This window comes from Pseudoalteromonas sp. NEC-BIFX-2020_015 (genome assembly GCF_012952265.1).
GTDB lineage: Bacteria > Pseudomonadota > Gammaproteobacteria > Enterobacterales > Alteromonadaceae > Pseudoalteromonas > Pseudoalteromonas neustonica.
The window spans coordinates 106,275-129,029 of the sequence record NZ_JABCJL010000001.1 but is presented as its reverse complement, the minus strand read 5'-3'; the positions used below and the strand labels follow the sequence as shown (position 1 = coordinate 129,029).

The 22,755-nt window shown below is 36.1% G+C and carries 21 protein-coding genes; 4 read left to right on the top strand and 17 right to left on the bottom strand.

Annotation, left to right across the window (positions count from 1 at the left end):
• The first annotated feature begins 111 nt into the window (after nt 1–111).
• From HH219_RS00555 to HH219_RS00540, 4 genes are read left to right on the top strand one after another with little or no spacing between them, the layout of a single operon-like run.
• Nucleotides 112–1,722 carry a sodium/solute symporter gene (locus HH219_RS00555; RefSeq protein ID WP_169326329.1) on the top strand — a complete coding sequence of 537 codons (1,611 nt, stop codon included), beginning with the start codon at nt 112–114 and terminating at the stop codon, nt 1,720–1,722.
• 9 nt (nt 1,723–1,731) lie between these two features.
• A complete protein-coding gene (locus tag HH219_RS00550; RefSeq protein WP_169326328.1) occupies nt 1,732–2,697 on the top strand; it encodes an ester cyclase in 966 nt (321 codons plus the stop codon).
• 9 nt (nt 2,698–2,706) lie between these two features.
• Nucleotides 2,707–3,807, top strand: a complete 1,101-nt coding sequence (locus HH219_RS00545) for a nuclear transport factor 2 family protein (RefSeq protein ID WP_169326327.1) — start codon at nt 2,707–2,709, stop codon at nt 3,805–3,807.
• The gene (locus HH219_RS00540; RefSeq protein ID WP_169326326.1) at nt 3,804–4,661 is read left to right on the top strand and encodes a hypothetical protein; all 858 of its coding nucleotides are present in this window, start codon (nt 3,804–3,806) and stop codon (nt 4,659–4,661) included. Before HH219_RS00545 ends, HH219_RS00540 begins: the two co-directional genes overlap by 4 nt.
• 552 nt (nt 4,662–5,213) lie before the next feature.
• Here the strand turns inward: HH219_RS00540 and HH219_RS00535 are convergent.
• From HH219_RS00535 to HH219_RS00455, 17 genes are all read right to left on the bottom strand, one after another.
• On the bottom strand, nt 5,214–7,613 hold the full coding sequence (locus HH219_RS00535; protein WP_169326325.1) for a TonB-dependent receptor: 2,400 nt from the start codon (nt 7,611–7,613) through the stop codon (nt 5,214–5,216).
• Between the two features lie 817 nt (nt 7,614–8,430).
• The gene (locus tag HH219_RS00530) at nt 8,431–9,237 is read right to left on the bottom strand and encodes a hypothetical protein (protein ID WP_169326324.1); all 807 of its coding nucleotides are present in this window, start codon (nt 9,235–9,237) and stop codon (nt 8,431–8,433) included.
• Between the two features lie 136 nt (nt 9,238–9,373).
• Nucleotides 9,374–10,870 carry a kinase gene (locus tag HH219_RS00525; protein WP_169326323.1) on the bottom strand — a complete coding sequence of 499 codons (1,497 nt, stop codon included), beginning with the start codon at nt 10,868–10,870 and terminating at the stop codon, nt 9,374–9,376.
• A gap of 3 nt (nt 10,871–10,873) precedes the next feature.
• Nucleotides 10,874–12,343 (bottom strand): PP2C family serine/threonine-protein phosphatase, encoded by a 1,470-nt coding sequence (locus tag HH219_RS00520; RefSeq protein WP_169326322.1) that lies wholly within the window; start codon nt 12,341–12,343, stop codon nt 10,874–10,876.
• A complete protein-coding gene (locus tag HH219_RS00515) occupies nt 12,343–13,392 on the bottom strand; it encodes a TerY-C metal binding domain-containing protein (protein ID WP_169326321.1) in 1,050 nt (349 codons plus the stop codon). The genes HH219_RS00520 and HH219_RS00515 overlap by 1 nt, the downstream gene beginning before the upstream one ends.
• A 9-nt stretch (nt 13,393–13,401) precedes the next feature.
• Nucleotides 13,402–14,046, bottom strand: a complete 645-nt coding sequence (locus tag HH219_RS00510; protein ID WP_169326320.1) for a VWA domain-containing protein — start codon at nt 14,044–14,046, stop codon at nt 13,402–13,404.
• A 9-nt stretch (nt 14,047–14,055) separates the two neighbouring features.
• Nucleotides 14,056–14,706 carry a VWA domain-containing protein gene (locus HH219_RS00505; protein WP_169326319.1) on the bottom strand — a complete coding sequence of 217 codons (651 nt, stop codon included), beginning with the start codon at nt 14,704–14,706 and terminating at the stop codon, nt 14,056–14,058.
• A 148-nt stretch (nt 14,707–14,854) separates the two neighbouring features.
• The gene (locus tag HH219_RS00500; RefSeq protein ID WP_169326318.1) at nt 14,855–15,310 is read right to left on the bottom strand and encodes a tellurite resistance TerB family protein; all 456 of its coding nucleotides are present in this window, start codon (nt 15,308–15,310) and stop codon (nt 14,855–14,857) included.
• An 11-nt stretch (nt 15,311–15,321) separates the two neighbouring features.
• Nucleotides 15,322–15,933, bottom strand: a complete 612-nt coding sequence (locus HH219_RS00495) for an HAD family hydrolase (protein WP_169326317.1) — start codon at nt 15,931–15,933, stop codon at nt 15,322–15,324.
• Nucleotides 15,934–15,935: 2 nt separating this feature from the next.
• Nucleotides 15,936–17,024 (bottom strand): cysteine protease StiP family protein, encoded by a 1,089-nt coding sequence (locus tag HH219_RS00490; RefSeq protein ID WP_169326316.1) that lies wholly within the window; start codon nt 17,022–17,024, stop codon nt 15,936–15,938.
• Between the two features lie 5 nt (nt 17,025–17,029).
• A complete protein-coding gene (locus HH219_RS00485) occupies nt 17,030–17,800 on the bottom strand; it encodes an HAD family hydrolase (protein ID WP_169326315.1) in 771 nt (256 codons plus the stop codon).
• Nucleotides 17,788–18,861: a phosphoribosyltransferase domain-containing protein gene (locus HH219_RS00480; RefSeq protein ID WP_169326314.1), complete on the bottom strand. Its 1,074-nt coding sequence runs from the start codon at nt 18,859–18,861 to the stop codon at nt 17,788–17,790. The genes HH219_RS00485 and HH219_RS00480 overlap by 13 nt, the downstream gene beginning before the upstream one ends.
• A gap of 379 nt (nt 18,862–19,240) precedes the next feature.
• Nucleotides 19,241–20,323: a sodium:calcium antiporter gene (locus HH219_RS00475; RefSeq protein ID WP_169326313.1), complete on the bottom strand. Its 1,083-nt coding sequence runs from the start codon at nt 20,321–20,323 to the stop codon at nt 19,241–19,243.
• 12 nt (nt 20,324–20,335) lie between these two features.
• On the bottom strand, nt 20,336–20,914 hold the full coding sequence (locus HH219_RS00470; RefSeq protein WP_169326312.1) for a TerD family protein: 579 nt from the start codon (nt 20,912–20,914) through the stop codon (nt 20,336–20,338).
• A 30-nt stretch (nt 20,915–20,944) separates the two neighbouring features.
• The gene (locus HH219_RS00465; protein WP_169326311.1) at nt 20,945–21,547 is read right to left on the bottom strand and encodes a TerD family protein; all 603 of its coding nucleotides are present in this window, start codon (nt 21,545–21,547) and stop codon (nt 20,945–20,947) included.
• Nucleotides 21,548–21,628: 81 nt separating this feature from the next.
• Nucleotides 21,629–22,204: a TerD family protein gene (locus tag HH219_RS00460; RefSeq protein WP_169326310.1), complete on the bottom strand. Its 576-nt coding sequence runs from the start codon at nt 22,202–22,204 to the stop codon at nt 21,629–21,631.
• 207 nt (nt 22,205–22,411) lie between these two features.
• Complete coding sequence (locus HH219_RS00455; RefSeq protein WP_169326309.1) at nt 22,412–22,660, bottom strand: hypothetical protein; 249 nt, start codon at nt 22,658–22,660, stop codon at nt 22,412–22,414.
• Nucleotides 22,661–22,755 lie beyond the last annotated feature (95 nt).

The window sequence follows — 22,755 nt, the reverse complement described above, 5'->3', positions numbered from 1 at the left end:
AAATAATACTAATGACAATTGACTTCGAAGTCAAAGTGATTCATGATGATTCAAAATAAAAAGTATAAATAGGCTATTCAGCCCGTAATACCTAATCTAACAGGATTAATTATGAATGATTTTGGAGTGTTAAATTGGAGCATTCTCATAGGCTACATTTTTGCAAACCTAGTACTGGGGTTTGTAATAAGTAAGAAAGTAAGTAGTGCCAATGATTTTTATATTGGCAGAAAAACAACACCTTGGTGGGCTATCGGTATATCTGTGGTAGCAACTTATGTCAGTGCGCTGACATTTTTAGGTGCACCGGCATGGGCCTATAAAGAAGGCCTGTCTGTTATTGCAATACATTTAAACTACCCTCTTGTGATTGTTGCCGTTGTATGTTTATTTTTTCCATTTTTTTATAATGCTGGCGTGGCCTCTATCTATGAATACCAAGAAAGACGATTTGGTAAAAAAGCGCGTATATTAATTTCTACTATTTGGCTCATCTCACAAACAATGGGCTCAGCAGCTGTGCTATATGCAACCTCTTTAGTCCTCGCTTTTATCGTAGATATAAACGTAGTTACAGCCATATTTTTAGTAACTATCATTGCGCTAGTTTACACCATGCTAGGAGGGATAACGGCGGTCATATGGACTGACGTTATTCAATCCGCCATATTATTTATAGGTGCAGGCATTATTATGTATGCATTAATAACATCGATGGATGGCTCATTTAGCTCAACGCTTAGTGAGCTAAAAACACAAGGTAAACTAGACCCGCTTAATTTCTCATTCGACTTTACGCAAGTTACCACGGTTTGGTCTGGGGTATTGGCTATGTCGCTTTATCACATCACCGTTTACGGCACTAATCAAATGATGGTGCAACGTACTCTTGCAGCTAAAAACATTGGTGATGCCAAAAAGTCGTATTTACTAATGGGTTTTATTGCGTTCTTTATTTACTTATTTTTTATCTTTATGGGTGTGTTGTTTTATAGCTACTATGGTGGGCGCACATTTGAAAATGACAACCTCATTATTTTACAGTTTGCAGCGGATTACGGCCTCCCTGGATTAATGGGAATTATAGCTGCTGCAGTTATGGCTGCATCTATGTCCAGCCTAGACTCTGCGCTTAATTCACTTTCGACTATTAGTACTATCGATTTTTACAAAAAATACTTTGCCCCCGATAAAAATGATGCGCATTACTTAGGGGCTACTCGCTTATTCACCCTTGGTTGGGCAATCATCATCATTGTGCCTGCAATTATGTATCATCTTTATAGTGAAGGCTCAATTTTAGAAATTCTAACTAAAGTGGGTTCTTATTTTGTGGGTGCTCAGCTTGGCATGTTTGCTTTAGGTTTTTTCTCTAAACATGCAACCGAAAAAGGTCTACTCATTGGCACTTTGATCTCATTTGTAACTGTCGCATTATGTGCATTGTATACCGATATAGCATGGCCTTGGTACTGCGCAATTGGTGCTCTCACTTGTGTGGTATTTAGCATAGCTTTAAGTATCGCTATTGATGGTTTTCAACAGGAATACAATGAGTACACAATTAAAGGTCAACTAAAAGTGTTTAAAGACGAAAAGCGCCCCGAGAAAGAAAATGGCTGGTATTTAGTCCCAGGTAAGTTCGATTCAATTAATTATTGGCTTCTTGGTTTTTTTGTATTGACCTTCACGTCTCTAATGTTATTTGAATATTTTGTATAAGGTGAAAAAATGAATATTTTAGAACAACTTTTTGAAAATTTCAGTGCAGCACAATTGCAAAATCAAGCGCTATTAGCTGATAACGTTCAGTGGCAAGTAAGCCATCCATTTACACCTATTACTTCAAAAAAAAATGTTATAAATAACTACTTTGGTGTGCTTAAAAACTCATTACCTGATATTGAGCGAAAACCATTTATTTCTATCCAAGGCGAATATAACAAGCAGCAGTGGGTATGTGCCACGGGTTATTTTACCGGCACATTTGTAAAACCACTTTGCGGCATTCCTCCTAGTGGCAAAAGTATTTTTATTCGCTATAGCGAAATGGCTCAACTTGAGAACAACCAAATTGTAAATGTTTTTACTTTTTTAGACTTAATAGATGTAATGAATCAAGTTGGTGTTAATCCACTTCGACCTAGCTTGGGGTATAGCGGTTTAATTATGCCACCTTCGACCCTTGATGGCGTTCTAAAATCTTCTAAAGACAGTGAACTAAGCAATACCAATCAACAACTTGTGATTGATATGCTTAGCGAACTTGGCCGATATGACGGGAAAGATTTATACAGTATTAACCTTGAAAAATATTGGCACCCAGATTTCATTTGGTACGGTCCTGCAGCGATAGGGACAACACGGGGAATTAGCGGTTTCAGAGAGCATCACCAAGCGCCCTTTTTGAAAGCCTTTCCTGATCGTGGGATTAATAAAACATTGTGTTTGATCAGCCACAATAACTTCGTTGCTACTGGCGGCTGGCCGCATATGTATGGTACGCACACAGGTAATGACTGGTTAGGTTTGCCTGCATCAGGAAATAAGCTTTTCCCGCGTGTTATGGATTTTTGGCGTTGCGAGAACGGCGTTTTAAAAGAAAACTGGGTGGCTATAGATATCCCTCACTTACTTAATGGAATGGGTATTGATATTTTCGAGCAAATGAAAAACAAAATAGCTGCAGCTAACTAAGAGGTATTAATGAACACACATAGCACTATAACCCAACCATACTGGCTGCCTTTATCTAGTATATTAAATCCGCAAATTAAAAAGCAGCAAGCGCTTGTCGGCTTTGATGAGGAATTTGTTGATATTGTTGATTATATATTACGGATAACGCATCGTATTTGGGAGCAAAAAAACATTGGATTATGCTATCGCTATTACGCTGATATATGTCCTGTTTTTACTCTTGGCGGATACAGCGAAAACATTGAAGATGTTATTCAAGGCACACTTAAAACCATTGCCGCATTCCCTGATAGGAGCCTAATTGGCGAAAATGTCATTTTTTCACAAGAAGAAAATGATCACTACTATTCATCGCACTTGATTAGTAGTGTAATGACAAATACTGGCAACTCAGAATTTGGCCCTGCTACAAATAAAACAGGTCGCGTCACAACAATTGCTGACTGCGTCTGTTATAAAAATCAAATTGTGAAAGAGTGGCTCGTACGCGATAACGGTTTTTTGGTTAAGCAACTTGGCTTAAATATTATCGATGTAGCCAAACACATGGCCAAAATACCAAGTACAGAAAAGCATATGCAATGGCTTGAAGATGAGTTTTTTCGTGTGCAAGCAATTGAGCACCGCACTTCAAGCACCCCTATTTTAAAAGGAGATCATGCAGCTTTTGCTCATAACTGGCTCGACACTTTATTTAATCAAAAACAATTTTCAAAAATACACGAGTTTTATAGCTTAAATGCCACACAACAATGGCCTAGTGGCAGAATGGCCAGGGGTCTTGCGCAAATGAATGGCACATTTATACAGTTTTTTGCCAATTGTCCTGACGCAAAATTAACGATTGATCATCTGGCTATTACACCATTTGAAAATGATAGCGACGATATTGCTATACGCTGGTCACTCGCTGGACATTTTAATCCACAAAGTAGTGAATTAAATAAGCTGAAAAATCTTCCTTACTTTCTTTTAGGCGCATCACACTTACGTATCAAAAACGAAAAGATCATTGAAGAGGTGACCGTTTTTGATGAGATAGCCTTATACACAAACTTATTTAAAACGCAGTTACTACATAGCCAGAATCAGGAGGTAAATGCATGATCAATGCAATTATCGATTTATATACAAAAGCGGATATTCAAACAATAAGCAATAAACTACTGCGCAGTAGCCGCTGGCAACAACATCACTTTACAGCCATGGGCTCACTACAAGCACACCCTCTTTGGCTCAGCTTTTTAGCGCAATATGGGGTATCAGAACTACTCAGTAAAACCCATAATAAAGGCGGCGAACTTGAAACCTTACAACTCGTTTTACAGCCTAAAAAGCTGCAAAACCCAGTACGCTTATCATTTGTAATAAAGCACAACGGTACATTTATCAAGTCTGTAAAATGCGTAATTGATACCCTGTTACTTGCTAGCAATGTATACAGTAGCGAGAGCGTTATAAACAATACTACAGTGAGCCCAAAGTTACCGAAAAGTGATCCTATCGTAGTGAGCGATTTAGATAATCAACTCCATCCAACCACCTTCCACGCGATCCCTAGTGCTATTTGTTCACTAACAAGCCTAACAGCTCAAGTATTAGATACATGGTGGCAAATTTGGCAAAAGAATCACCTAGCTAACTTTGAAGACCTGTACACTAAAAATGCAACGGTTGTGCTTGCAGGTAATAACGAAATACAATCTAAAAATGCACTGTTTGATCATCATCTCGCGCTATCACAAACACTAAGTAGACGCTATGCACAGCTAGAAACAGTTCAGTTTGATGCACACCTTAATCAAGCTGTGGTGTGTTGGACATTGGATGGAACTTTTAATACAAAACACATTCGTGTTCGTCAACAGATGCTCAGTATTATTTGCATCACCGATAATCAAATATCCAGTGAAGTGATGCAATTTGACACCTTAGCCTTAAATCAGCAGTTTGATCTTTAACTCTTTTCACTTTGTGCGCTCTGTGAGCGCATTCTTGCCTCTTTTCATCTACTAAGTAAAATTTCTATTATTCAATAAAATGACTTGAAAAAACTAAGATCTGTTAACCTAGGGCGTGTTGACCTTTCGTGATTGATTTTCAGCAGTCTATTTGGTATTTAGGCAAGGCAGCGCCTATGGTGTGTGGTTGTTCCCCATAAATAGGCGATAACGCAGTATAAATGCCAAACATGCGCTGCCCAAAGGGTTCTTCCTAGGGGGATTAATCGCTACGTGACATTTGACCTAGTGGCCTAAACATATTGATCACGCCCGCTATCTACATCCATGTGGTTATAAAAGATGGTTAATTACAAGTAACTTGCCTGACATTCAGACCGTAAATTAATCTGTTAATAAACCTCTTAGCCAGAGTTAAATAGTACACTTTCTGCTTAGGGACACTTAACACATATAATGCGATGCTTTTCATTATAACCATGGACCCATATGCAAAATGCCAGCTAGGTAATAGCTGGCTAATATTGAGTTAATGATTATATTCTGAGTAATTTAAAACTGATATTTTACGCTCATTCCCCAAGTCCGTGGATTATTCCAATTCGCCTGAACTGAGTTTGCAGGCAGAGCACCTACAATTTTTGAATGAACTACGCCACGTGTTAGTATTGCTTTGTCACCTATATTTTTAACATAGGCTTCTACTTGTACATTGTCGTTTATGTACCATGTTAAGCGGGCGTCAGCCATTAAATGCGCATCTACTTGCACTTCAGGTATATTCGTATCAAATGCGTAATAATCATCTAAGTAATTCATTTGAATATATGGCACTAAGTACGACTCACCACCTAAACTAAATTCGTAACGAGCAGAAAGCCCCATACTATATTCAGGTGCCATAGCTGGTCGCCACCCTGCAAAACTAAATTGGCTGTTATTGTCATTTATATCTTGACGGCCACCTTGATTACCTAGCCCTAACAATGGGCGTAATTGCTCATTACCAACAGCAAAACCATCCGCAAACTCGCTATCAAGTAATGACAGCGTGCCTGTCAGCGTTAAATTATCAATAGGTATCCATTGAATGTCTGCTTCAAGGCCTTTAGTTTCAATATCGCCACCATTTTCATAATACTCAAACGTAGTAGCACTGCCAGCAGACACGCACTCTAGAACAGTTTCCCCCGTTGTTGTGTCGTTGCATGAAGTAGCAAATAACTGTGCTTTTACATCATCGTACTTATTCATAAATACAGAAAGATTTAAACGCATTGCCCCATCAAGTAAATAGCTTTTCATACCCATTTCGTAAGAAATCACATCTTCATTGTCATAAAGAGGATCTGCACCACGGGCTACAACACGTGAGTCATTAGCACCTCCTGTTCGATACCCTGTTGCTACACTTGCATAAATCATGATGTCTTTACTTACATCATATTCAGCTGCCGCTTTGTATAACAATGCTGAATCGTCCCAATCAGGTATGGTTTCGCCTGTAAATGTTTTATCATCTTTATTTACACGCAGGCCACCAACAATACGTAGCTCATCATTAATTTGGTAACGCAACTGCCCGTAAGCCGCAAATGATTTAGCGGTATGCGGATCATAATCAGGATTCCCCCATGAAGGAACAACCACTGAATCTGAAATACCATCACCTGTTGTATCAGCATGGGATAACCAACTCCAATCAGCTTCTTGATCAAAGTAATAAAGCCCACCAATCCACGAAAGATCGGAATCATTGTTTGATGCAAACTGAAGTTCAGAAGATAATGTTTTTTGATCATCTTGACGCCCGAACCCACCGACAAAATCAAGGCCGCCATCACTATAGTCGTTATCGTAATACTGTTTTCCATTGAGCGTTGAATAGTTCGTTGTCCATTTCACATCAGCAAAATCCGTATACCATTCAAGTGCAACTGTTGTAGAAAAGCTCTCTTGTTTATCTAATGAAAAGCCATTGCGATAAACGTCATAAGGACCAAGATCGTCACGTTGCGCATCACCTGGTTGATAAATATGCCCAGGTGTAATAACTGGTTCAGGGTTGAACACGCCTGAGGCAGGCGACGTTTCAGTTACTTGATAACCTGCTATTTGTTGATAACCCCAAATAGCTTCTGAATTGGAGTTTTTCCTCGCATAATCAAAGCGTACTGTTGCATTAAAAGCATCATTTGGCTCCCATTTAGTAACGTTACGCACATAGAACTGGTTTTTCTCACGCAGATCATCAGATGGGCCAGAAATAACTAAATTATTAATGTAACCATCATGGCGATCAGATGCCACAACGAAACGTGTTGCCACAGTGTCACTTACCGGCAAATTTATAATACCTTCATAGGCACTTCGGTTATAACCACCCGTCTCAACTTTTATACTCCCCAGTAAATCGTCAAAAACAGGTTGGTTGGTAATAATATTTATACTACCTGCAAATGTATTGCGGCCATATAGAGTTCCTTGTGGTCCTCGTAACACTTCAATACGTTGCACATCAACAAGAGCTCCTAAGCCTGATGATGTTGTAGGTACATAAATACCATCTTGAAATATCCCCACTATTTGCTCTGCAATACCTGTACCTGCAACCCCTACTTCGTTGGTGCGTGCTCCGCGCATTGCTGGGCGTACTTCCCCGCCAGATGATCCCATGCGTAACCCAGGAACGACTTGTTCAAGTCCCGTAACATCAATAATACCTGCACGAGCAATATCAGCCTCTCCTAATGCAGTAATTGATGATGATACTTCCTGTAAATCTTGTGATCGCCTGTTTGCTGTTACTGATATGCGCTCAATAGTAGGCTCTTTAGCTTGTACCTGCGTTTCTGTTGATGTTTGATCCGCACCGTAAACGTTCATTGTTGTCGCTGCAATAGCGCTAGTAACCGCGAAATGAACGAGGGTCCGTGTAAATTTAGTTGTCATTATTTTTATGCTCCCAGGTTTTAAATCTTATGTAGCTCTCCCCATACCTACATTTCAATTTTTTATAGTATACAAATATAGCAATTGAAATGTACTCACCCAGAATAGACTTCGAAGTCAAACATATCAACAAAAATATTTAACAATCAATTAATAAATATTTAAAAATCTTTTAAATCAACTTATTGAAATTGTATTTTTTTGGTTTCGGAATCTAAAATTTGGATGTTTCAATCGATTTTAGTTGGTGGATGTTAATTAACCTGAACTTTTACTAATGGGGTTAGCCGTGTACTCATATTAAAATATAAATAGACATTACGCTCTCCTGTTAAAGTTTTTAGTAGTAGAGCTATGACAGTAGATTAAATGCTGTTAGTACTGAAAATAACCTCCAGACAAACAATTGTTTATTACTTTAATTACTCGAATGTTGGTGAAGTAAAGTTAATTTTCCCATTGTGCTGTCACTGAAGTACACATAGCTATTTGCTTTTATACATTATATTTGAGTGGTATTTCATACGTCGTATGTACACAAAATAAAATAACTGAGCACTTCATAGCATTAAATTAGTGATGTGATGAATACCCATGATTATCTCCTAAATAAAAAGAGGATGTACCGCTGGCTAAATACTTACGAGTCTACTAGCTGGGTGCAGGTAATATGATGATTTAATTAGAAGAGGCATCGAAAAATAAACGATGCCAAGGCAACAGTAATACAAGGAATCATTTTACAATTAAAGCACATTTCAATATGTAGTCCCTATTTACATTTTGAATATATGGTAACTCTAAAAATTACAACCACTTAAGTTATAGCTTGTAATCTTATTTCACAGTTTTCAACAGAAAATGTCTTTTCGTGAGTAATTTCAACTTTTTTATTATCAATACTTGAGTTAAAAAAAACGTTGTCACCTTCAACAGTAATACTGCCAATTTGTTTTTGCACTGTTATACCTTCACTTGTTAAGTTAATATCCATGTCATCTGTAAACCCAACGGAAATAGGATCTGCGCCAAGCGTTAGATTAAAGTTATGTGGCTTTACTAAGGAGATCCCAGCGTTTATTGGTTTTAAAGTAATGTTGATTGATGCTTTACGGAATACTTCCTCTGAAGTTGCGACCATTAAACCAATTACAGCTCCAGTTACAACAACCCCCATTGTGTAACTTAAACCAAGGTTCATTACAATCAGGCCAATTGCACCACCAATCGCGCCTGCGATTAAAGCTACTTGTACTTTCAAATTTGGAACTTTTAATGAAGCAACATAACCCGCTGCCGCCCCACTAATACTCCAACCGACTAGCCTCCCAATCTCATCAGAAAAAATGCCCATTGATAAAAATGCTAATAAACCACCCGCGGCGCCAATTCCGAGCCCTTTGGATGCTCCGTTGAGTACTTTATTTGTGTTATTCCATGAGTTACTTTGGTAATAATTTTGTACATAAACAAGAAAAGCACCTATGAGAGCCGCATCTATTGCACCTGTTAAAACCCAACTACTAAAAGGTGAATCAAGAATACCTAAAATATTTGCCAATATTGCACTAACTGCACCACCAATACCTGCTCCTGCAGCGAATAATCCCTTTTTATTTATCATATTCCGTCCTATAGAAAATTTTAGTGTGACTAATTTAAGTAGGTAAACGTCACCACGAGTGCTTTATTAAACCGATAACTGCTATTTATTAGCAATGATTATTTTATTGTTCAAATGCATGGTTTATACTTTTCCTTTATTTACTATCGACCATTTGAATATTCAATAATCGATCACCTCTTTCATTACCAATTAATAAATTAATACTGTCTGTAATTTCAATTTGGCTACCAATTACATAAGCTTCTTTTGTTGTGGCATTTATTAAGTTAGGCATATTTTCATTCACTAAATACCAAGCATGGTTATGAAAAACAAAATATCCTTGTCGCTTTTTATCACTTTCTAACAGCCTTTCATTAGGAGTAGTAAAACGGTTAGTGTGCCACCGATATAATGATTGATTCGTGTACACCATTAATCTATGGTCATCAGAAACAAAGCGGCCTTTTTCTCTTTCTGAATAGAAGTTAATAACAGGAAGCAAGCCTTTGTACTTAGTGTTGCAAAAAGGACATGTAGGAGTCAGGGTGTTATCAAAAATATACCAGCCTTGCTCACAATTATCATTAACACATGGCTGAATCAAATCAATAGACTTAATTAGTGCGCTTTCCCACTCATCTGCTGTGGGTCTGCTTTGAGGCGAGTGAAGTCCCTCTATAAAAGCCCTTTCAAATAACTTACTTATATAAGGTCCGGTAATTGAGTAAGGGAGTTTATTCGTGTCTTTCCAAGGTAATTCGGTTGCTTTTACTCTTTCTATTTTTATTCTGTTATCAGTGTTTGTAGGGTGTTCCACAAATAAAGCTTGCTCTCCCATTGATAACATTTCATCTTTTTGAGGGTCTAGATCTCTAACTTTATCGCCTCTTAAAGGATGGCGTAACAATAAATAATTATAGATTAAAACAGCTAATGCATGCCTATCTGTGGATATATTAGGTAAACACCTTGCTGAGTCTGCTTTGGGTAAATGCGCTGTAGCCACAACCTCAGGTGCAATAAAATCAGGCGTACCGACAACGTCTGGTGGATATTTTCCCGGCACAACTAACCCATCAACGTCAATTATAGTTGCAAGTCCTTCTACTGGGGATACAAGTACATTTTTATAGCTTAAATCTGAATGAGCAAGTCCAGCGGCATGTAACCTGCGCACAGCCCTGGCAATAGTTAGTGATATTTTTAGATATTTAGACCAATCGCCTTTTTCACGGTTATCAAGAAATCGATTCTGATTATTTGCAGATGCAAACCATTTACCTTGCTTTTCTTTGCCTTTAATATTTAAAAAGTCATTATTCACCGAACCATAATCAAAGAAAAAATGCGCTTGATAAGATGGAACAACAACGCCTATTTTACCGTTATACTCAACTATTTTTTCTGGCCAACAAAAAAAACTTTTCCAGTAAGCACCTTTATCATGCCCAAAAATACTTTCGCGATACCGACCCGTTATCATTTCTAACCGTTCTATACTTGCATGGTCAAGTTTGTCTCTATAAAAAGCGACTACATAAGATTTACAAGGGCTAAAATACACATCTTTCATTGCCCCTGAACCAATTATTTCATCAACAAATTGAACCTCAGCGCCATCAAGTGCATTTATTTTAACTACTGCCATAAATCACTCCTTAACTAGGCAAATAGAAATTGTACGATCATCATGATTTCCTTTAGACCAAAAATCCATCCACTGCGTTAAACCTTGTAAACCATCTTCACGATTTTTGTGCATAACATGTGGCTCTACCTCATCCCATAACCTATCCCAATGAGGTAATGAGTCTAGTTGTTTTTCAGTTTCAAACCACGCATCTGTAATCCCATCAGTAGCGAGAATAAGTGCACTCATAGAATCAACTTTTTCGATTCTAACCCGTCTGTAGACACTGCCATCTTCAAATATTTTATTATCTAAAAATCGAGTTTGTCCTGCGAATTCACCGCTATCAGGTTCTCCCATTAAGATTACTTTTTTATTCTTATCGTAGATTACAATACCACCATCACCGATCCAAAAAGAGATAACGAGGTAACCACCTTCAACTTTTTTATGCGCAGCAAGTATTAACGTCGTAGAAAAATCTTTAGCGCTATCGCCTTTACTTGTATCAACACAGCTATTTATCGCTTTTGCAGCGTTAAATACGGCTTTTACAATAGTATGCTGATAAGCCTCTAATAATGATTTTTGATTTTCTTCACTCTTATTAATAGAAAAGTCGTTGTATGCATTCTCAAGTTCAATACCATAATGCCCTGTTAAAGACTCTTTAAGCGAGTCAGTTGCATTACCTACGGCAGCAAATGCGCCTTGGCGAGAATATTTACACGAACCGGCACCATCAGCAACACAACTAATAACCCATTCAGATGATTCATTACAATAAATTTTAAAATCATCATCACGATGAATACCTTTGTGAGCATGTGAACGCCCTCTTACACTACTTCCCATTAATAACATGCGATTATTTTCGCAATATGAATGATGCGTATCTGGTTTATGAAAACGTGCACTTTCATCCGAAGGGATGTTTTTCCAAAGTGACTTAGGATCTGGTACAAAAGTTATTTTAACTCTTAAAACAACACTCTGAACCTCTCCATTTGAATGTGGTATTGAACCGTATAAATCAAACTGATGATCGCCAACTTGATCAGTCATGCCAGATAATGCTAATTTTTCCGTATCAAATTCTAACCCCTCGAATTCATCAATACTTTTAGTTTGAAAAAAACTTACCTTTGCATCAGTATCATGATCCAGAGATATCAACTCTGAAAACAACGTATTTACTTTAACATTAGGCAAACGAATATTAATGACCAAAGGCGGTGTTTTTTTATTTACACTTAAATTATTCTTTTTTTTATGCAATTTTCCGCCCTCAACAGTTGTTAGACGCACGATACTTTTATTACTTTTTACCAACGGTATAAGCTCATTAAGCAATGCATTTATATGATGCTGTACAACAGTTTTATCTAAATACTGGTTTGCTCGCTTTTGAATAAACGATTGCTTTGTGTTTGTATGTGAGGCTTGCAATAAAAGATTTAACAAGGCTTGTTCAAGTTTTACTTTACTCATTAACCCTGCCCTCGTGTAATTAAAAAATCGGCACTTCCTTCATTAAATTTAATGTTTTTTTCGCACCAGGGACATGTAACAATGTTTTCGTCACCAACACATAGCAATTTACCACACGCACACATTGCAAAAGCGGACTGATTACCACATTGAGGACAAGGCGGAAAACCATCGAGGGAAGATGTATCAACTTGCTCTGCAACATAATTATCAGTAGACCAATCAAAATAGCTTTCTTCTAACTTATAAGCACCTTCTAGATGATAATATTGATGATTTTTAATAAACCGCTCCATACCTTCAACTAGTTTTGGTTTCGCGTATTTTATTAAATAAGGACGACGATTACTTGAACAACGACCTGTCAATGTTACGCAACTTGAATCTGAGATATTAAGTTCCGAGGTAGTGCCTATGACTTTTAAACCCGCGTTATTAACTTTATCTAAAGAAACTGGTGAATTTTTATTGTCTAGCTCTATCATTTGGCTTTGCGCCTTGACCGAGGCACTCACCCACTCAATAAATTTAAAAAATTGATTTTTATCTGTATTTTCTAGAGCTAACACCGTGTTTGAAATTTTATTAAGTATACCGACATCAGCATTCAAACCTAACGTAATAGCAATTAGACTGACGTTTTTTGCATATTTATCTGTCCATCGAATAATGGCCTGACTTGGGTCATCTGTAGGTTTACCATCTGTAATTAAAAACACAATAGGCTCCCAATCACCGCGTGTTTCAAATGTAGTTTTTTTTACATTAGTATCTATTTCATCCATTAGTACATTTAATGCACTACCAATCGAAGTGCCGCCTCCAACTGGAATTTTAGGAGGATAAAAAGAAATCAAATCAACTAAGGGGGCGATTGCTTTAGCTTTGCCAGCAAATGCAATGATACTAATATAAACAGTTTCTAATGAATGGGGATCTTGGCGTAAAGAAGAAACAATATTTTCGATTCCTTTCTCCATCAACTCAATTGGTTCTCCAGTCATTGATTCTGAAATATCTATAACAAAAAAAATTGGTAATCTACGCATCTTATTTCCTTATAATACGATTTGAAACTCCGGTGGTGGGGGTGGTAATGAGTTCTCTAACGGCCCATCAACACCTGAGCTCATAGAGCCTGCTGCAATAGAGTCACTTACCCATTTAAAAAATTGTGAAAATGCCGAACTCTCCATATTATCTAGCACAACAACATTATTTGTTAATTGCTTTAAAAATTCGGGTTTTGCTTTAGGGCCAGCAGCACAAGCAATTATTTCAGCAAAGTTACTTTCCTTAACTTTAGGCAGTATTTCTTTAAATACCATCAAATCTGACGGTGAACCGTCTGTCATAATAAACAGCATTGGCCTAAAATCTCCTTTAGTAGTATCTGAAGATTTAATTACATTTTTTGCTACTTTATCAACAACAAATTCCAATGCTTCACCCATATGTGTAGCACCAGATTTAGGTAATTCAATCTCAGAAAATTGTGCACTTTCAAGAGGAGTTAAAGGTAAAATCTCTTTGATTTCACGATCAAACGTAATCAAAGATAAATAGACTGACTCTAGTGCATATGGGTCTTGCCTCAGCGCAGTAAGCATTGAACTAATACCGACATTAACTGCATGAATAGGCTCTCCTTGCATCGAGCCTGAGCTATCAATCAAAAGATATACTGGTAAACGTCGACTCATGACAAACTCCTACTTTTTGGTTAAATCAACTAAGTTAATTTCAGGTGGCGGCGGCGGAAGGTCCGATAGCTGGGATGCTTCAGATTCACCATTTTCGACTTTTTGTGAATTTGTTGAAATACTTGCAGATACCCACTCAAAAAAGGCCGAAATGGCATTAGAGTCTGCATTTTCAAGATGCACAACATTCTCTGTAATTTTCGTTAACTCATCTATTTTTGCATGATGACCAGCAGCACAGGCAACTATGATACCCATTTTAGTTGCTTTTAAATCATCAATACCTTGTTGAAAGTCATCAGTTGCACCTCCGTCGCTAAATACAAAGACTAATGGTCGCCAATCGCCTTTTTCTTCTAGGGTCGTTGTTTTTACTTCTTCATTAACTTTATTTGCTAATAAAGTTAATGCTGCACCAAGTGATGTGGTACCTGAAGGAGTAAGTTCAGGAGATTGAAATGACATTAGATCTGTAAGTGGGACTGATTGAACCGCTTTACTGTTAAACTCAATTATTGATAAAAATGCAGTTTCCAGTGCGTAAGGGTCTTGACGTAAAGAAGAGAGTAAAGTTTCTAATCCATTTTTTACTGATTCAATTGGCTCTCCGTACATAGAACCAGAAGTGTCTAATAATAGGTATACTGGTAAACGTCTCATAATGAACTCCTTAAATAGTTAATAACGAAAACTAATCAGTAGAGAAGGCACTGAACAGAAATTAATAACACAGGGTGATAATTGTCATTGTTGATTTGTTAGTATCTTTGCTTATTGCCTCGTCTACATATTCCTTGTTGTAATTTATTTATAAATCAAATTCAGATGGTGATATACCTACAGCATTACAAGCATCCTTGATTGCACGTTTTTCGTCTGCGTCAAAATCGCCATCAGCGCCGCCAATAATAATACCCAGTTGAATACAAGCTCGCGCTTGATCTTGCTTACCTTTTAAAGCACTTAATGCCTGAATTGCTTCTATTTTTCCAAAATCGTAATCAGCTTCTAATTTATTACAGTAAAAATCGAATTTTTCTTTAAGATCTGACGCAGAAAAAACTTTTAAAGACTCATTCGACATAATAAAACCAGTCGTTTTTTTACGTTCCTCTGCGTCTATTTCACCATCAGCAAAAGCAACTAAAGCACATATAGCCATCGAAGCATCCGCAAATTTTTTGTTTTTAAATTGCCCAATATTCTTTTGTAGACTATCGTTTGCATCGCTTATTTTTTCTTTAACGTTATTCCAAAAACTCATATTATTCTCCATTAGTTGTTTATAAATGGGCTTAATTGCCCTTTTTTAACATAAAACTTTTTTTCAGCAAGATCTAACATCGGTATGTCTACTGGTAAATTACCGTAAGCTTCCTCAACTGTACACGTTAATTTTTCGCTCGCAATTAACGAATTAAATCGAACTACTTTTTCTTCAATTTGACACTCTGTACCTATTAACCCGTTTAGTACATTATCATCTTCTTTTAATAATGTACCTATTACTCTCTCAACAGGCCATTGTAATTTATGCACAATGCCTTCAATAAAATATTGTGGTGAGGCAGTAATAATCCAAATTTCCACCCCTTGTGCATGTAAATTCATCATTCTATCTATGACAGGCTTAATAGGCGTTAGCTTTTCAGCCGTATCTAAGCCAGCTTGATATACTAGTTCATTACTTTTTTCGTTTAAAGAAAGCATATAAAAATGCTGTTTTATGGAGTTTTTTATTGTTTTTCTTGATGTCTTTTGTTTTGCAAACACGGGGAAAAGGTAAGTGAAAAGAGGTCTTCTACCTAAAAAAAATTTAAATAAAAAACTTAACGAATTTTCTTTAACCAACGTTTCGTCAAAATCAAATACAGCTATTTTTTTCATAACTAATCTACATCCTTTATAAGTGCACAAGCACCAAATGGCATTTCAGGTAATACACATACCTCAATGTTTTTTTCATTAGCTATTGTTATTAAATGTGCGGTATTTGGATTATTCGCATCATTTATAATTAAAAGGTCTGGAACTCTACGCAACATTACTCGTGTTGCTTCTGCAATACCTGGTTTAATTCTATTTATATCAGCCACATTAAATTTGTTCATTAGCAAACGAATATAGCTATGCGTTAGTTGATTACGTGCTATTCTTTGTTGCTCATCTGGCGCCGTCGCTAATTTAAAATATGCAGTTTTAAAGCAGTTTGAAATTTCAGAAACAAACCAATTTGAATGATCATATTGAGCTAAATGTTCATACGATATACATCCATGGAAATCATTCTTTTTTATCTGTTCATTAATCACTGAACGACTAATTAAACCACTTACAGTTGAGTTCATTAATGCACTTGGTATTGCATAGTCTTCGTAAGTAACAGAATAATCAGCAGTTCCACCGATGTCTGATACAACATATAAGTTATTTTTTATGTTAACATTACGACTAATATTATACTCTTCAATCGCTTTTTTTAACTCATGAGTAATGATTCCCTTTGCAGTCCAACCATCGATAAAAACAATGCTTTGAGGAGGTATTTTCAAATCAAAAATCAGATAATCTAATGCATTAACATCAATCCCTTTATCTCTAACAATACTAATTGAGTAATGAGTTGAGTTATATTCTGAGTAATTGTTTAATCCTTTATTAACAAGTACGCCAATAGGTGTTCCAGCCCTCACTAAAGAAACAATACATACATCTTGCTTAACATTCTCAGAAATCAAACACGATAGATTAAGGATTTCCTCTGCTAACTTATGCTTATATTTAGCTGTTAAATCGTGAAATAATTTTTCGTATTCAGGTGATGGCTTACTTTCTTGACTAACCATCTGAGAGTAATGTAATTGACCTGTTTGAATTAATCGCTCTTTATCTTCAATAGTATGAAATTCTGGTTTTATTTTTTTTAACAAGAACATGCAATCATACTCTGGGTAACTACCAATTAATGGTGTTTTCATTGGTTTTATTCCCTAGCTAAAATTTGTGATCCGTTTGGAGCAATTAAAAAATCAGACTCTCTCATAAAAGGTAGATCACTATTACTGTCGCCAATACTAAACACGGTATCATGTTCCCCTATTTTCAATTTATTTTTAATATACTTAACCGCAATTTCTTTTCTGGCATAAGGTGGTAATATCGCAAAATTACGTCCATTACTGTGTAATAACATGTCATCTAGAAGTATGCTTTTTAAAAAAGAATCAACATCTTTCGCTTTATCTTTGCTGTAATCATTTTTTGAAACCTTAACACAAATATAAGCTGTCAAACCTTGATCAACAATAAGCCTTACTCTCACTCCATTATCTAAAGCAGTAAAATGATCATGTAAATGATTAAACGTCCTTACTAACTCACTTTTCCATACGGCTAAATTAAACTCCCCGTCAATAAATGTATGCCATTCATCGAGCAATCTACGATTTCGATCTAAAATAACAGCACCATGAGATACAACTGCATACGGTGTATATTTAATGGTAGGTAAACTACAATTTAAGAATGAACTTGTTCTTCGTCCTGTCACGGGTATAAATATCCCATTAGCAGCTTCAAAAATATTAAGTAGCTTCTGTTGTTGCAACGATGAATATCCCTGAGCTTTACCTTGACTGTCCGTTGTTGAAACAATAGACAAATCACTTCCCGTTTTTTTTAAACTATTAAAAAGCGTATCATCTAAATCAGTAAAAACAAATAGCCTTGAAGTCTGTTTTATTAGCATTTCCATTCGTGATATTTTACCTCTTCAGTAAAAATTAACCCTTCATAATTTTTTTCACTAACAACAAATATAGATTTATTCTCAGGGAAGAAGTTATATAAATAATGCTCCGCGTCGTTTTCTACCGTGGTTATTTTATGCTTGTTTACAATCGCATCGCACACTAATATTGGAGAACGGTTAATTGATTGAAAAACAACTTCAACACCTTTATTTTCAAGCCTTTCAGCTAATAAAAATGGAATATATTGATGTTCGCCATCAGCGATAACAACCGTACTTTGAGATGTATCTATACTCTTTATTTTTTCTTTGTAAGGCATTAGTAAGCCACACCGCCCGGTATCATTTGCAGACACCGCATTAGACAGCTTAGAATTGACTTTTTCAGGTAGTTTAGGATTAAAATCAGGGTCCTTATCTAAACTAATATTAGCTTTAAGTAAAGAAACATAACGCAGCGGTATATCCAAATTCAAATCGCGTAAATAGTTTTCTTCCCCCATCAAATCAACAATTGCTGTGACTACAATTTCTTCTAACTCAGGTAAGTAAGGCAGTATTTTTAAAAGTAAAACCTTAATAGTGCGCCCAGTCGTAATTTCATCATCAACAATAACAAGTCGTTTAGACTTTATTATTGAGCTTAATAAGCTTTCACTTGGTTGATAAAACATATGATCAACTGCATGGCTGTGCTTTTCATCTACAGTAAACCATAACTTTTCATCTAGTTTATGTCTTGTCGTATGTTGGAAATAAACGTCATCATTTTGTGAGTGGGCTAAACTATCAGCAACGCCAGCGCCTAAACCTGTTGCGGCTTCAGCAAAACTTACAACATAGGTTTGAGGACCCTCACCTATTTTTTCAGCTAACTGATTATAAGTTTGTCTCATTATTTTAGGGGCCGTTGGGGTATAACGCCCAATTAATTTATTGACTAAAATGAAATGACGTTTAGGGTTTTCTCGACAAGCAAATGTCAGTATACGATCTAATGTTGTTCTTTCTTCAGTGGCTTTTAACGAGAGGGTGCCAGCTTTTATGTCATAGATATGTTTCATATTTTCCAGTTATATTTTCTGTATGCTTATAAAATCCCAGTTGCAATTACGCACCTGTTTAACTGAATGTTTTTAATACATTTATAAGTCAATTATGTGTTTAAATTAGTGTGCGTGTCAGTTTCATAAGTCACATAAATTATATAAACATTGCTAATGTTACACCATTGTATTACTCAACGAACATACAGGGTAATCTGAAAGACATAATAACAAAGCAAAGATTTAGATATTTGAGGTACTCATACGAAGAAATAGCAAATAGTGATAAAAATTATAAATTCAATATCCATACACCATAATTGTAAATGGGCTTAAAATTTAAGCCCATAGTTTTTATTAATATCAAGCTTATAGCACATTAAAACTAATTGAATACCTATTGAATGACGAAGTACATACTCGCAGCCCAAATTGTAAACATCGCAAGTAAAAAGTACGCTATCGTTTTTGTTACTTTTTTATAATTAAATAATAAGCTCGCAGCTACAGCAGCCGTTATCCCCACAATAGACCAACGTAATATTGTTAAGTTGTCATCTTGTACAAGAGGTAAAGAGTCCACACCATTAATTATAAACCAAGCTAATAAAGGTAATGCAAATGCAACTGTCGTATCAAAAGTGTTAGATGCTAATGGATTAGCAACGGCATCTTCGTAATCACCTTTTTGAGCATCTTTAACTGATAAAATTAAGTCTGGTATAGATGATGCTGCTGCACCAAAAACTAAACCGGCAAAGAATTGAGGTACACCTAATACTGCTGAACTGCCTAAAACACCTTCAACAAGTATGTGAGAAGCACCAGAAATAACAGCAATAGCTAATGATATAACAATTATCGCACTTGTTGCCGTAAAGGCGCGATTTGAGAAAAATAACGCATTAAAGTTAAAAGTAAGAATATTAGCGAAAACACCTCTGTCTTCAATTTCTTCATACTCATATTCTTCGTCATCATCACTTACGTGGTTTTTAGCATCGAAATATAAATGAACCGCATATAAAAAATAAATTACATTTAATATTACAGCCATCCAAATTGTAAAGCTATTAAAACCAAGACAAACAATTAACGCGACTTCTGCGGTTAAAACCCAAAAAACATCACGTAATAGTACACGTTTATTAAGTTCAATATGCTCAACTGATTTACCATTTCCATCTTTTGCCATAATGATAGATAAAGCAGGTATAACACAGCCGTTAAAAATAGCTGAACCAGCTGTAACACCTAAAGCTACCATAACTAGAGATGGGTCGTTAAACCAAAATAAACAAGCGATTACAACACACATTTCAGGCATGCTAGAACCTATAGCATTAACTGTCGCACCTTTAACACCTGGTGGAAAGTTACGACCTAAATACCCTGCGGCCTGCTCAAATGTGTCGCAAGCAAATTTTAATAAGTAACACGACAAAATAATATATATAAATGGTAATATTGTATCTAACACGTCTTTCTCCGACTAGGCAATATTAACGCCATAATTAACAGCCATAGCATGCAGTCCACCTGCGTACCCTTGACCTACCGCTCTAAACTTCCATTCATTATTATGTCTGTAGAGCTCACCAAAGATGATGGCTGTTTCAGTTGAATAATCTTCTGATAGATCATAACGAATTATTTCTTCGCCTGTCTTTTCATTAACTACACGTATAAATGCATTCGATACTTGTCCAAAATTTTGAAATCTGGCATTTGCATCATGAATGGTTACACCAATAACAACTTTATGCACGTTACTAGGTACGGCTGATAAATCAATTTTAATTGATTCATCGTCACCATCTCCCTCACCCGTTAAGTTATCTCCAGTATGCTCTATTGATAAGCAAGGTGAAGTTAACGCACCATAAAAAACAAAATGTTGATCAGATATAATTTTCCCCGCTTCATTCAACATAAACGCTGATGCGTCTAAATCAAAATCAGCGCCATCTGATGATCGTGAATCCCAACCAAGTCCTACTAAGCATTTACTGATACCAGGTGCAATTTTTTCAAGTGATACATTTGCACCCTTTTGCAAGGATATTGCCATTAAACGACTCCTTAGCTATCTATAAATACTTTATAGGTAGCTACTTTCAGCTGTTTTGATCGTTTGCTCAAGCTTTCTATCGCTAGTAGTTTCACCTATCGCAGAAAACTTCCAGTTACCATTATGCTTATATAATTTTCCTAAGATCATAGATACAGAACCCGCAAATTTCGGATCATTTGCAATATCATATACCGCGTGTATTGAATCAACACGAGCTGGAGTCCCTTCGTATAAACGAATTGACGCAAACGGGATCGTTTTAAAGTCATCACCATTGAAAGAGTTAAGAACAAATATAATCTGCTCTGCATTCGCTGGTAAAACACTCAAATTAACGTTAATTACTTCGTTATCTAATCCATCATCACCATCAGTATCGCCAGTTAAATCATCACCTGAATGCTGGATACCCGTCGCGTTTAACTTTCCAAAATACACAATATCTAAAAGTTTTTTGTTAGCATCAAACACTGCACAACTAGCGTCTAAATCTACTGCAACCATTTTTTTACCAAAGAAGCCTTTTTTCTCTATAGCTCCCCAGTTAACGCCTACACAGATATTTGTTAAGGTAGAACCATTAGACTTTTCAAGACTAATTTTCTGACCTTTTTGTAATGAAATTGCCATTTTAAATCCTTTATATTAAAAAATCAGTTGAAGCTATAATTAATTTCAACTGATTTATTGATTAACTATTTGTATACGGTATTAAACTGAAACGCCGTATTGACGAGCTAAAGGTGCAAGACCACCTTCAAAACCCTGACCAATAGCTTTAAATTTCCATTCACCGTTATGGCGATATAGTTCACCGAAGATCAATGCAGTTTCGATTGAGTAATCTTCAGATAGGTCGTAACGTGCAACTTCTTCATTTGATGAAGCATTAACAATACGAATAAATGCATTTGATACTTGACCAAAATTTTGCTTTCTTGATTCAGCATCATGGATAGTTACAGCAACAACTATTTTAGCGATATCTTCAGGGATCTCTTTAAGGCTAACTTTGATAGACTCATCATCACCATCGCCTTCACCTGTCAGATTATCACCAGTATGCTCTACTGATTTACATTCAGAAACTAAATTATTGAAAAAGATAAAGCCGTTATCAGCTTTAACTTTACCTTCTGCATTTAGCATAAATACCGATGCATCTAAATCAAAGTCAGCACCATCTGTAGCACGAGAATCCCAACCTAAACCTAGTAAACAATTTGTCATTCCTGGAGCAACTTTCTCTAGAGAAACATTGCCACCTTTTTGTAAAGAGACTGCCATTTTAAAACTCCTGTATAATTTATATAAATGAAAAAAAATAAAACAATAACAAACTCAAACACCAGACTAAAAAACAATTACTCGTGTAAGTAACATAGAAATCTCTTAACCATGGATTGTTTTTCGTAAGTATTAATAACTAACAATTTAATTTAATGGGTGTTAAACATTCTTAAATCTGATTTAGAAGGCGCTAAAAATTTCATATCAATTACTTGCCCCTCCACCATTAATGAGTATAAATAGCCTACTTTTACTAATTGCACTGAATTTAAAACTCCATCGATAGGCTTTATCGCAATCAGTGTACCCTTTTAAAAAACGATTAAGCCTTTCAATTACAACAAGGTTATTTTCTTTCTTCAACTCAGCTACGGCACTAAAACCTTTGTTACTTGAGGTTTCGTTTAGCTGAGTTTCGACAGTATGCATATCTGGTACATGCAATGTTACCATTGCATTTACTTTATTCCAATTAAGTGCGCTCGAATAGAGGTTGTATGTCCATTTTTCACAAACACTTTTCGGAATACCATAAAAAACCACACCTT

What these genes read in the sequence shown, in the direction of transcription:
- HH219_RS00520 (WP_169326322.1), bottom strand. Translation starts at nt 12,343, where the DNA reads ATGAGTAAAGTAAAACTTGAACAAGCCTTGTTAAATCTTTTATTGCAA.
- HH219_RS00485 (WP_169326315.1), bottom strand. Translation starts at nt 17,800, where the DNA reads ATGGAAATGCTAATAAAACAGACTTCAAGGCTATTTGTTTTTACTGAT.
- HH219_RS00555 (WP_169326329.1), top strand. Translation starts at nt 112, where the DNA reads ATGAATGATTTTGGAGTGTTAAATTGGAGCATTCTCATAGGCTACATT.
- HH219_RS00455 (WP_169326309.1), bottom strand. Translation starts at nt 22,660, where the DNA reads ATGGTAACATTGCATGTACCAGATATGCATACTGTCGAAACTCAGCTA.
- HH219_RS00460 (WP_169326310.1), bottom strand. Translation starts at nt 22,204, where the DNA reads ATGGCAGTCTCTTTACAAAAAGGTGGCAATGTTTCTCTAGAGAAAGTT.
- HH219_RS00525 (WP_169326323.1), bottom strand. Translation starts at nt 10,870, where the DNA reads ATGGCAGTAGTTAAAATAAATGCACTTGATGGCGCTGAGGTTCAATTT.
- HH219_RS00545 (WP_169326327.1), top strand. Translation starts at nt 2,707, where the DNA reads ATGAACACACATAGCACTATAACCCAACCATACTGGCTGCCTTTATCT.
- HH219_RS00535 (WP_169326325.1), bottom strand. Translation starts at nt 7,613, where the DNA reads ATGACAACTAAATTTACACGGACCCTCGTTCATTTCGCGGTTACTAGC.
- HH219_RS00550 (WP_169326328.1), top strand. Translation starts at nt 1,732, where the DNA reads ATGAATATTTTAGAACAACTTTTTGAAAATTTCAGTGCAGCACAATTG.
- HH219_RS00470 (WP_169326312.1), bottom strand. Translation starts at nt 20,914, where the DNA reads ATGGCAATATCCTTGCAAAAGGGTGCAAATGTATCACTTGAAAAAATT.
- HH219_RS00505 (WP_169326319.1), bottom strand. Translation starts at nt 14,706, where the DNA reads ATGAGACGTTTACCAGTATACCTATTATTAGACACTTCTGGTTCTATG.
- HH219_RS00500 (WP_169326318.1), bottom strand. Translation starts at nt 15,310, where the DNA reads ATGAGTTTTTGGAATAACGTTAAAGAAAAAATAAGCGATGCAAACGAT.
- HH219_RS00515 (WP_169326321.1), bottom strand. Translation starts at nt 13,392, where the DNA reads ATGCGTAGATTACCAATTTTTTTTGTTATAGATATTTCAGAATCAATG.
- HH219_RS00530 (WP_169326324.1), bottom strand. Translation starts at nt 9,237, where the DNA reads ATGATAAATAAAAAGGGATTATTCGCTGCAGGAGCAGGTATTGGTGGT.
- HH219_RS00490 (WP_169326316.1), bottom strand. Translation starts at nt 17,024, where the DNA reads ATGAAAACACCATTAATTGGTAGTTACCCAGAGTATGATTGCATGTTC.
- HH219_RS00465 (WP_169326311.1), bottom strand. Translation starts at nt 21,547, where the DNA reads ATGGCAATTTCATTACAAAAAGGTCAGAAAATTAGTCTTGAAAAGTCT.
- HH219_RS00540 (WP_169326326.1), top strand. Translation starts at nt 3,804, where the DNA reads ATGATCAATGCAATTATCGATTTATATACAAAAGCGGATATTCAAACA.
- HH219_RS00480 (WP_169326314.1), bottom strand. Translation starts at nt 18,861, where the DNA reads ATGAAACATATCTATGACATAAAAGCTGGCACCCTCTCGTTAAAAGCC.
- HH219_RS00510 (WP_169326320.1), bottom strand. Translation starts at nt 14,046, where the DNA reads ATGAGTCGACGTTTACCAGTATATCTTTTGATTGATAGCTCAGGCTCG.
- HH219_RS00495 (WP_169326317.1), bottom strand. Translation starts at nt 15,933, where the DNA reads ATGAAAAAAATAGCTGTATTTGATTTTGACGAAACGTTGGTTAAAGAA.